The sequence below is a fragment of the Streptomyces sp. AMJ-169 genome, assembly GCF_055597585.1.
The window spans coordinates 518,449-529,077 of record NZ_JBVLTJ010000006.1 but is presented as its reverse complement, the minus strand read 5'-3'; the positions used below and the strand labels follow the sequence as shown (position 1 = coordinate 529,077).

The following is a 10,629-nucleotide window of genomic DNA, read 5'->3' as shown; positions in this document are numbered from 1 at the left end:
GCGCCTGTCTAGACTGCTCGCCACCACACGTCAGTGATCACGTGTTGCGACGACCTCTGGAATCCGCCCGAGCGCGGGGCGGGCTTCGCGGAAAGAACGGGGCCTACGGCAGCGTCAGCACGTCCGCGCCGCTCTCCGTCACCACCAGCGTGTGCTCGAACTGGGCGGTCCGCAGGCGGTCCTTGGTGACGACCGTCCAGCCGTCGTCCCACATGTCGTACTCGTGCGTCCCCAGCGTCAGCATCGGCTCGATCGTGAACGTCATGCCGGGCACCATCACGGTCGTCGCGTGCGGGCTGTCGTAGTGCGGGATGATCAGCCCGGAGTGGAACGACGTGCTGATCCCGTGCCCGGTGAAGTCACGCACCACGCCGTACCCGAAGCGCTTGGCGTACGACTCGATGACGCGGCCGATGATGTTGATCTGCCGGCCCGGCTTGACCGCCTTGATGGCCCGCTCCAGCGATTCGCGGGTGCGCTCCACCAGCAGCCGCGACTCCTCGTCGACGTCCCCGACCAGGTACGTCGCGTTGTTGTCGCCGTGCACGCCGCCGATGTACGCGGTCACGTCGAGGTTGACGATGTCGCCGTCGTTCAGGACCGTCGAGTCCGGGATGCCGTGGCAGATCACCTCGTTGACGGACGTGCACAGCGACTTGGGGAAGCCCCGGTAGCCGAGCGTCGACGGATACGCGCCGTGGTCGCACATGTACTCGTGGGCGACCTTGTCCAGCAGGTCCGTCGTCACCCCCGGCGCGATGTGCTTCGCGGCCTCCGCCATCGCCCGCGCGGCGATCCGCCCGGCGGTCCGCATCGCCTCGACCGTCTCCGGGGTCTGCACCTCGGAGCCGGTGTACGGCGTCGGCGCCGGCTTGCCGACGTACTCGGGCCGGCGGATGTTTCCGGGCACGGATCGGATGGGAGACAGCTCCCCTGGTACGAGCAGCGACTGGCCTGACATGCCGGTGAGTCTAACGAGCGGGGATGGGGGACCATGTCAGAGGCGAGTCAAGTGCCGGTTCCGGTGCCGGATCCGGTGGCGAAGGGAGCCCGCGATGGCCTTGTTCAAGCGGCGCACGGCCGGCAAGCCCGGCGAGTGGTACTACTGCCTGGAACACCAGAAGGTCGAGGAGGGCCCCGACTGCCCCGGCAAGGACCGCTTCGGCCCGTACCCGTCCCGCCAGGAGGCGGAACACGCGATGGAGACGGCGCGCGAGCGGAACCTTCAGTGGGAGAACGATGCGCGGTGGCATGACGGGGGGAAGGGCGGGGAGGGGGGCTCCTGAAGGGGAGCCTGAAGCGGGGGCTCCTTTAGGGGGCTCGCGAGGCGGGCGGTTCTTGTGGCGGGGGCCCTTGGAGCGGGCGGTTCTTGTAGCGGGGGCTGCTGAGGCGAGGGTCCTTGAACGGGAGGCTCGCGAGGCGGGTGGCTCTTGTAGCGAGGGTCCTTGAAGCAGGCAGTTCCTGAAGCGGGGGCTCGTGAAGCGGGCGGCGGGTTTCTGGAGGTCGCCGTGCCCGAGGGCTACGACCCCGTCGGTGCCCCAGCCGCCTCGGCCGTCCCGGCCGCCGCCCGCTGCGCCCGTACCCTCTCCGCGTTCGCGTCCGTCCGGCCGTCGTACCGCAGCAGCGCCGGCAGGAATGCCGCCAGCAGCCCCACGGCCCCCACGCACAGCACACCCCCGGACCACACCGAGGCCCGTACCCCGAGCCAGGTCGCGACGGAACCCGCGCGGACCTGGCCGAGGGTCGGGCCCACCGTGTAGGACAGCACCTCGATCCCCGCGAGCCGCCCCCGCAGCTCGTCGGGGATCGTCTGGTTCCACAGCGCGGACCGGAAGATCCCGCTGATCATGTCGCAGCCCCCGGCGCACATCAGCCCGAGCAGCACCAGCCACACGTTCCGCGAGGCCCCCGCCGCAGCGATCGCGAGCCCCCACCCGGCGGCGGCGAGCACGACGGCCCGCCCGTGCCGGTGCACCCGCGTCGTCCACCCGCTCGTCACACTCACCAGCAGCGACCCGGCGGGCAGGGCCGCGTACATCAGCCCCAGTGCCCAGTCCGCGTCCAACTCGTCGGCCAGGAACGGCAGTACGGCCAGCGGCATCGCCAGGAACATCGCCGCGAGATCGACCGCGTACGTCCCCAGCAGCTCCTTGCGCCCCCACGCGTACCGGGCCCCCTCCGCGACGGCCCGCAGCGACGGCCGGGGCGCCTTTTCCGCGGCCGGGGAGGAGGCGACGCGGGCCATGAGGACGATCGACAGGGCGAACGTCAGCAGATCGGCGCCGTACGCCCAGCCGAGGCCGGCGTACGCGACGACCACGCCCGCCAGCGCGGGCCCCGCGACCGCGCCGATCGTCCGCTGGAGCGAGCTGAGCGCGGCGGCGGCCGGGAGGTGTTCGTGGGCGATGATCCGGGGCCACAGCGAGTCCAGCGCGGGCCGCTGGAGCGCCGTCATCGCGGCGGTCAGCCCGGCGATGAGATACAGCGGCCAGACGGCGGGCGTGGGCAGCAGCGCGTTGACCAACAGCCCCGCACTCAGCAGCCCCTGCCCGGCCTCGGTCCACAGAATCAGCGTCCGCTTGTCCATCGCATCGGCGAGCGCGCCCCCGTACAGCCCGAAGACGACCAGCGGCACGAGCTCCACGGCCCCGATCGCCCCCACGGCGGCGGCGGACCCGGTCAACTCCTTGAGCTGCACGGGCAACGCGACGAACGTCAGAAAACTCCCGAACGAGGTGACCAGCCCCGACACCCACAACCGCCGAAAGTCACGAGAGGCATGCCAGGGGCGCAGATCGGGGAGCAGGGAGGAGAGGGTCACGAGGTGACATGGTCAGGAAGGGGGATCACTGACTGCAAACGGTTTTTCGTACGGGGGCTGGGGGCTGGGGGCTGGGGGCTGGGGGCGTGCGGGCTTCGGGGCCGGGCGACGCCGGGTGGCTGTCGCCGGGGCGGCCGTCGGATCGCCGAGACCGCAGTCCTCGCCGGCCGCCCGCAGGCATCCGTCGGGTGACGGCGGGCGCGCGGGGGGCGGGCCACAGGGTTTCGTCGGCGGGCCGGGGCTTCTGGCGGGCGCTCGCAGCTTACTGAGACCGTCGCTGACTCCAGCGAAGCGAACGCTGCCGTGCGCCTGGCTTCCGGCAACTCCCGCCGAGCGCCTGCCGTATCCCGCCCGGCCTCCGCCAATTCCCCCTGACTGGGCCTCCGGTAACTCCCGTGAAGCGAACGCTGCCGCTCGTCCGGTCTCCGGTACTCCGGTAACTCCCGTGAAGCGAACGCTGCCGCTCGCCCGGCCTCCGGTAACTCCCGTGAAACGAACGCTGCCGCTCGTCCGGTCTCCGGTAACTCCCGTGAAGCGAACGCCGCCGCGCGCCCGGCTTCCGGTAACTCCCGTGAAGCGAACGCTGCCGCTCGTCCGGTCTCCGGTAACTCCCGTGAAGCGAACGCCGCCGCGCGCCCGGCTTCCGGCAACTCCCGGCGCGCGCCCGTCGTACCCCACCCCGCCTCCGCCAACTCCCCCCGCCCGGACCCGGCTTCACCAAACCGCCGGTGGCGGAGCCGTCAAGGCGTCCGCGATCCTTGACAACCGGTCCCGGAAACGGCCCCGCCCCCGTCCCGTCGCCAGCGACTGTTCCCCCGCCCCCGCGCTGACCAGATGCTGCACGGTGTCCAGGTCCAGCTCGCTCCCCTCCGGTACGTCCAGCGTCTCGTGGGCCATCGCTCCCAGTTCGCCGCCGCCCGCCCCGAGCGCCAGGACCGTCACCCCGGCCCGCCGTGCCCCGTGCACCCGCTCCAGCAGCGCTGCGGGCTCCTCCGGTGCCACCACCAGCAGGGTCTCGCCGCGCCGCGCCCCCTCGATCCGGCCCAGGCCGACCGCGAGATGCGGGGGATCACCGGCGCGGACGCCGTGCCGTACGAGGGTCGGGGCCAGCTCGGGGGTGCCGGACCAGGCGGCCTCGTCCACGAGGTGGGCGGCGAGATGCCAGGGCTCGTACCCCGGCGTCCCCACCAGCAGCAGCCCGCCCCCGTGCGCCACCACCGACCCCCGCAACACCTGAGCGAACCGCCGCGTCACCCCCACCCACTCGGTCCCGGCGAGCACTTCACGCAGCAAGGCGACTCGTACGGCGTCCATGCGGCCGCATCCTGCCTGGCGAGGGGCGGACACGGGACCGGTACCACCGGTATTCACCCGACCGGGGAGGGGCGCTCGCAGGAGCCGACGCGGGGACCGGAAGCGGTGGGGACCGGAAGCGGTGGGGACCGGAAACGGCGCCCGGCGCACGCCGACGCGAAGACCGACGGCAGCCCTACGCGAGCTTCGGCCCTAAAGCTGGCGGCAGCCGTCTGCGCACCCCGACCTGAGGACCGGCGTCAGCCTCTGCGCCCCGCCTTGAAGACCGCCAGCGGCCGTCCGCGCACCCGCGCCTGAGGACCGGCGTCAGCTTCCGCACCCCGTCCCGAAGACCACTAGCAGTCGTCCCCGCACCCGCGCCCGATGACCGGCGCCCCCCCGCACCCCCTCCGCCCCGAAGACCGACAGCGGCCGTCCGCGCTCCCGTCCCGAAGACCGACAGCAACTGTCCGCGCCCCCCGTCCCGAAGACCGGCGGTAGCTGCCTGCGCCCCCGCCACGAAGACCGGCGGTAGCTGCCTGCGCACCCCGATCTGAAGACCCGCAGCAGCCGTTCGTGCACCCGCGCTTGAGGACCAGCGTCAGCCCCGCGCCCTCGCCAGCAGCCCTCCGCGCCCCTTGAACCGAAGATCGGCGCCAGCCCCCGTGCCCCCGGCCCCGAAGACCTCCAGCAGCCATCCCCGCCCCCGACCCGAGCACCCCCCGTCACCCCCCGCCCCCTCCCACGTAAAGTCGGCCCATGACCTCTACGGACAGTGCACACAAGCCCGGCCCCAAGGACCCCTGGGATCTGCCCGATGTCTCTGGGCTGGTCGTCGGTGTTCTTGGCGGGACCGGGCCGCAGGGCAAGGGGCTCGCCTATCGGCTCGCCAAGGCGGGGCAGCAGGTGATCATCGGCTCGCGGGCCGCCGAGCGCGCGCAGGAGGCGGCGGCCGAGCTGGGCCACGGCGTCGAGGGCGCGGACAACGCGGAGACCGCGCGCCGCAGCGACATCGTGATCGTCGCCGTCCCGTGGGACGGGCACGGCAAGACGCTGGAGTCGCTGCGCGAGGAGCTGGCCGGCAAGCTGGTCGTCGACTGCGTCAACCCGCTCGGCTTCGACAAGAAGGGCGCGTACGCGCTGAAGCCGGAGGAGGGCAGCGCCGCCGAACAGGCCGCCGCCCTGCTGCCGGACTCCCGGGTCACGGCCGCCTTCCACCACCTCTCCGCCGTCCTCCTCCAGGACCCGGAGATCGACGAGATCGACACCGACGTCATGGTCCTCGGCGAGGAGCGCGCCGACGTCGAGATCGTGCAGGCCCTCGCCGGGCGCATCGCCGGGATGCGCGGCGTCTTCGCCGGCCGGCTGCGCAACGCGCACCAGGTGGAGTCCCTGGTCGCGAACCTCATCTCGGTGAACCGCCGCTACAAGGCGCACGCGGGCCTGCGGGTCACGGACATCTGAGCGGATGGGGGACACTGGACGACGCACGTCCGGTGTCCCCCACCGAGCAAGCCGAGCAACCGAGCAAGCCGGGCGAGCCGAGCAACCGAGCAAGCCGACCAAGCTGGGCGAGCCGAGTAGCCCGAGCGAGCCGAGCAACTGAGCAAACCGACCAAGCCGGGTAGCCCGAGCAAGCTGAGCAGCCCGAGCAAGTCGAACAACCGAGCAAGCCGGGCGAGCCCAGCAGCCCGAGCAGCCCGACCAAGCCGGCCCCCCCCGGGTGCCCCCCCGGTGCCCCCCGACTAGGAGAAGCAGTCCCTATGCCCCGCCTGGCCCTTTACGCCCTCGCCGTCTGCGTCCTAGCCGTCGCCGCCGCCGTCGTCTCCTTCGTGCAGGGCAGTTTCCTCGGGATCATCTGGGTGCTGCTGGCCGGCCTCTCGTCCAACATGACCTGGTACTACTACAAGCGCGGCAAGCAGCGGAGCGGCCCGGTCGGCAGCTGACCCCGCCGGATCAGGACGCCACCTGGCAGATCTCGTTCGTCCCCTGCCAGAAGCGGAACAGGTTCTGCCCGCAGTACGTCCCGAACTGATCGACCCCCAGCCCCCGCAGAATCGCGTCCACGGCGTCGAAGAACACACTGTTGATCTCCGGCACCCACAGCAGCGCGAACACGAAGATCAGGCCGAACGGGGCGAACGGCTCGACCTGCCGCTTCACGCCGTACGACAGCCACGGCTCGATCACCCCGTACCCGTCGAGCCCCGGCACCGGCAGGAAGTTCAGGATCGCGGCCGTCACCTGGAGCAGCGCGAGGAAGGCCAGCGCGTAGCGGAACTCGGCGGGGACGCCGTCCAGCGCGTGCAGCCAGAACGGCGCGGTGCAGACGACCGCGAACAGGACGTTCGTCAGCGGGCCCGCCGCCGAGATCAGACTGTGTCTCCAGCGGCCCCGGATCCGGCCCCGCTCGATGAAGACGGCGCCGCCGGGGAGGCCGATGCCGCCCATGATGACGAAGATCACCGGCAGGACGATGCTCAGCAGCGCGTGTGTGTACTTCAGCGGGTTCAGCGTGAGGTAGCCCTTCGCGCCGACCGTGATGTCCCCGCCGTGCAGCGCCGTGCGCGCGTGCGCGTACTCGTGCAGACACAGGGAGACGATCCAGGCGGACGTCACGAAGAGGAACACGGCCACGCCGGGCGTCGCGGCGAAGCCGGTCCAGACGGCCCAGCCGGTGACCGCCATGACGGCGACGAGACCGAGGAAGACGGGGCTGATCCTCCGATCGCCGGCGCGGGAGGTGGTGGCGGTCATGCGGGGTGCTCCTGAATCTCTGCGGGACGGGTCTTGCGGGGTGAATCTTTCCGGGCGGGGCGAGGTCTACTGGAACAGACGCCCGGTGACCGTACAGCCATCGGGCGTACCGGGAAAACGCCTCGCGACCCGCGATCGGTTCCTGAGATGGTGTGGGTTTGCCGGATTCACCAGTTCGGGGGACGGTGTGTTCACCGTACTGACGTTCGACACCCCGGCGATCCCCCGTGACCCGTACCCGCTCCTCCGGAGAGAATGGACCCCGTGCGTTATCGCGTCCTCGGAACCACGCAGGTACTTCGTCCCGACGGCACCGCCGTCGCGGTGGGGGGCGCCCGGCTGCGTGCCCTGCTGACCGTGCTGGCGCTGCGGCCCGGCCGGACCGTGCCGACGGGGCTGCTGGTCGCGGAGGTGTGGGCCGGTGAGCCGCCCGCCGACGCGCAAGGCGCCCTCCAGGCCCTGGTCGGCCGGCTGCGCCGCACCCTCGGCGCCGGCGCGATCGCCTCGGCCGACGGCGGCTACCGGCTCACCGCCGCCCCCGACGACGTCGACCTGCACCGCTTCGAACGCCTCACCGCCGACGGCACCCGCGCCCTCGCCGACGGCGACCCCCGCAAAGCGGCCGGCCTCCTCGACGACGCCCTCGCCCTCTGGCACGGCCCCGCCCTCGCCGACCTCCCCGACCGCTCCGCCGAGTCCGCCCGCTGGGAGACCCGCCGCCTGGACGCCGTCCGCGCCCGCCACACCGCCGCCCTCGCCCTCGGCCACGCGGAGCAGTCCCTCCCCGAACTGACGGCCCTCTGCGACACCCACCCCCTGGACGAACCCCTCCAGTCCCTCCGCCTGCGCGCCCTGCGCGACGTGGGCCGCGCCGCCGAGGCCCTCGCCGCCTACGACGCCGTCCGCCACCTCCTCGCCGACCGCCTGGGCACCGACCCGGGCCCCGAACTCCGGTCCCTGCACGGGGAGTTGCTGAACCCGCCGGACAACCCCAAGCCCCGGCCCGCCACCGGCTACGACCCTCGGCGCGCCCCCGGTTCAGCCCCGGACGCCCGGGACGCCGACCCGTCCGCGCGCAGCGCCGGCCACCCGACGGCCCCGGCCCCGTCCTCGGCCCCGGCCCCGGACATACAGCGCGCCGACCGCCCAACTCCCGCCCCCGGCGAGCCCGTTGCCGACACCCCCGCCCCGCACCGGCCCACCCGCCCCCTGTCACCGCCCCCCGCCGCCCCCGGCAACCTCCGCGCCCGCCTCACCTCCTTCGTCGGCCGCGAATCCGACATCGAGGCCATCCGGGGCGACCTCGCCGCCGCCCGCCTCGTCACCCTCCTCGGCCCCGGCGGATCGGGGAAGACCCGCCTCTCGCAGGAGGCCGCCGAGACCGTCGGTGACGCCGCCCGCGACGGGGTCTGGCTCGCCGAACTCGCCCCCGTCACCGACCCGTCGGCCGTCCCGCAGGCCGTCGTCACGGCTGTCGGCGCGCGCGAGACCGTGCTGTACGGGGCCGGCGCCGAGGAGCTGCGGGCGGTGGGGGAGCGGCACGACGAACCGGTCGAGCGGCTGGTGGAGCACTGCGCCCGGCGCCGGATGCTGATCATCCTGGACAACTGCGAGCACGTCGTGGACGCCGCCGCCCGCCTCGCCGAGGAACTCCTGGCCCGCTGCCCCCAGTTGACGATCCTCGCGACCAGCAGGGAACCCCTCGGCGTCCCCGGCGAACTGCTGCGCCCGGTCGAGCCGCTGCCCGAACCGGTGGCGCTGCGGCTGCTCGCGGAGCGCGGGGCCGCCGCCCGGCCGGGGTTCTCGCCGGCCGCCGACCCCGAGGCGTGCGCGGAGATCTGCCGCCGCCTGGACGGACTGCCCCTCGCGATCGAGCTGGCGGCGGCCCGGCTGAGGATGCTGACGCCCCGTCAGATCGCGAGCCGGCTCGACGACCGCTTCCGGCTGCTCACCTCCGGCAGCCGCACGCTGCTGCCCCGGCAGCAGACGCTGCGGGCGGTCGTGGACTGGTCCTGGGATCTGCTGGACGCGCCCGAACGGGACGTCCTGGGACGGCTGTCGGTGTTCGCGGGCGGCTGCGACCTGCCCGCCGCCGAGGCCGTCTGCGGCCCGGCCGCGCTGGAGGCGCTGGGCTCCCTCGTCGACAAGTCCCTTGTGGTGGCGGCCCCTTCGGCGGACGGCGCGATGCGCTACCGGATGCTGGAGACGGTCGCCGAGTACGCGGGCGAACGCCTCGCCGAGGCGGGCCGGCGCCCCGAGGCGGAGCGCGCGCACGGCACGTACTACCGCGAACTCGCCCGCACCACCGACCCGTTGCTGCGCGGCCCGGGCCAGTTCGCCGCGATCGAAAGGTTCCAGGCCGAGTACGAGAACATCCGCATCGCCCTGCGCCGCGCCGTCGCCGCGCCGGACGAGCAGGAGGCGCTGTGCCTCGTCCACTCGCTGATGTGGTTCTGGCAGATGCGCGACATGCGGATCGAGGCCCGCGACTGGTGCAAGGAGGTCATCGACCTCGCCCCCGACCTCTTCGCGGGACCCGACCCGGCCGCCGTCGCCGTCCCCGTCTGGGAGCGGCTGACCGACTCCCCGCCGCCGTACGCCGGGGAAGCCCTCGCCGAGGGCCGGCGCGGGGTGCACCTCGCCCATATCGGCACCATGGACACCGAGTTGGGCGCCTGGCAGACCCCGGCGGGCGAGCGCAGGCTGCGGGTCGTCGCCCGGACCTACGAGCCCGGGATGCCGCAGCTGTGCCGGATGCCCGGCATCAACTACTTCTACGCCGCGATGCTCACCGGCACCCTCGACGACGTCGACCGCACCGTCGGCGCCGCTGTCCGCACCTGCCGTGAACACCCCGGTATGGAATGGGAGTTGGCGTTCTGCCTCCAGCTGCGCGGCAATCTGCTGGCCAACCGCGCCGACCGGGCCGCCGACGGCGCCCGCGACGCGGACGAGGCCCTGGAGATCTACCGCCGCCTCGGCGACGCCTGGGGCGCGGCCGAGGCGCTCGGCGCCCGCGCGGAGGCCCGCGAGCGGCACGGCGAGTTCCAGGCCGCCTACGACGACTACCAGGAAGCCCTCGTCCACGCCGAACTCCTGGGCGCCCGCACCCAGATGGCGGTGCTGCGGGTGCGGCTCGCCTCGGTCCTGCTGGAGAGCGACGACGCCGCCGACACCGCGCGCGGCGAGGCCATCCTGCGCGAGATCATCGCCCAGACCTCCGGCGTCGTCGGCGAGGCCCACCCCGCCGCCCGGCTCTTCCTCGGCAGCTGGCTCGGCATGACCGGGCGCTATACCGAGGCCCGTGAGCAACTCGGGCTGCTGCGCGAGGAGTTCGCCCTCTCCCACTTCGTCGTCTTCGACGCCTTCATCCTCGGCGTCGAGGCCTGGATGGACGCCGTCGAGGGCCACACCGAGCGGGCCCTGCAAGCCGTCCGCAAAGCCCTCGCCGCCGCGGCCGACCCGCTCGCCGCGATCATCGCCCCGCACATGCAGTCCCTGCACCTGACGGTCGCCGCGATCGTGCTCGCCCAGTCCGGCGGCGGCCAGGCCGCGGATGCCGCCCGCTGCCTCGGTACCGCCGAACGGCTGCGCCCCGGCGGCTACTTCGCCGGCCGCGCGGAACGCGAGATCCGCGACACCGCCGTCCGCCGGACCAGGTCGGCGCTCAGCGAGGAGGCGTACGCGACCGCCTACGCCGAAGGCGGCGCCCTCTCCTACGAAGAAGCCGCCGCCCTGGTCTGAGAAACCTGTCGACC

The 10,629-nt window shown here is 73.3% G+C and carries 8 protein-coding genes; 4 read left to right on the top strand and 4 right to left on the bottom strand.

Features of this window, described 5'->3' with window-relative positions; all coding sequences use genetic code 11:
• Positions 1–103: 103 nt before the first annotated feature.
• A complete protein-coding gene (gene map / locus ACYUD3_RS18385; RefSeq protein WP_470970931.1) occupies positions 104–961 on the bottom strand; it encodes a type I methionyl aminopeptidase in 858 nt (285 codons plus the stop codon).
• 94 nt (positions 962–1,055) lie between these two features.
• Here map and ACYUD3_RS18380 point away from each other — a divergent pair, with 94 nt between their 5' ends.
• The gene (locus ACYUD3_RS18380) at positions 1,056–1,286 is read left to right on the top strand and encodes a hypothetical protein (protein WP_470970928.1); all 231 of its coding nucleotides are present in this window, start codon (positions 1,056–1,058) and stop codon (positions 1,284–1,286) included.
• A 233-nt stretch (positions 1,287–1,519) separates the two neighbouring features.
• On the opposite strand, the gene ACYUD3_RS18375 is transcribed toward ACYUD3_RS18380, so the two are convergent.
• Both ACYUD3_RS18375 and ACYUD3_RS18370 read right to left on the bottom strand, forming a co-directional pair.
• Positions 1,520–2,821 (bottom strand): MFS transporter, encoded by a 1,302-nt coding sequence (locus tag ACYUD3_RS18375; RefSeq protein WP_470970925.1) that lies wholly within the window; start codon positions 2,819–2,821, stop codon positions 1,520–1,522.
• A 714-nt stretch (positions 2,822–3,535) separates the two neighbouring features.
• The gene (locus ACYUD3_RS18370) at positions 3,536–4,135 is read right to left on the bottom strand and encodes a hypothetical protein (RefSeq protein WP_470970923.1); all 600 of its coding nucleotides are present in this window, start codon (positions 4,133–4,135) and stop codon (positions 3,536–3,538) included.
• Positions 4,136–4,873: 738 nt separating this feature from the next.
• On the opposite strand from ACYUD3_RS18370, the gene npdG reads away from it, so the two are divergent.
• Both npdG and ACYUD3_RS18360 read left to right on the top strand, forming a co-directional pair.
• Positions 4,874–5,578, top strand: a complete 705-nt coding sequence (gene npdG / locus ACYUD3_RS18365) for an NADPH-dependent F420 reductase (protein ID WP_470970920.1) — start codon at positions 4,874–4,876, stop codon at positions 5,576–5,578.
• 299 nt (positions 5,579–5,877) lie between these two features.
• Positions 5,878–6,060, top strand: coding sequence for a hypothetical protein (locus ACYUD3_RS18360; RefSeq protein ID WP_470970918.1), 183 nt, complete (start codon positions 5,878–5,880; stop codon positions 6,058–6,060).
• 10 nt (positions 6,061–6,070) lie between these two features.
• On the opposite strand, the gene ACYUD3_RS18355 is transcribed toward ACYUD3_RS18360, so the two are convergent.
• Entirely contained in the window at positions 6,071–6,871 is an 801-nt protein-coding gene (locus ACYUD3_RS18355) for a site-2 protease family protein (RefSeq protein WP_470970915.1), read from the bottom strand.
• Between the two features lie 255 nt (positions 6,872–7,126).
• On the opposite strand from ACYUD3_RS18355, the gene ACYUD3_RS18350 reads away from it, so the two are divergent.
• A complete protein-coding gene (locus ACYUD3_RS18350; RefSeq protein ID WP_470970913.1) occupies positions 7,127–10,615 on the top strand; it encodes an AfsR/SARP family transcriptional regulator in 3,489 nt (1,162 codons plus the stop codon).
• The last annotated feature ends 14 nt before the right edge of the window (positions 10,616–10,629 follow it).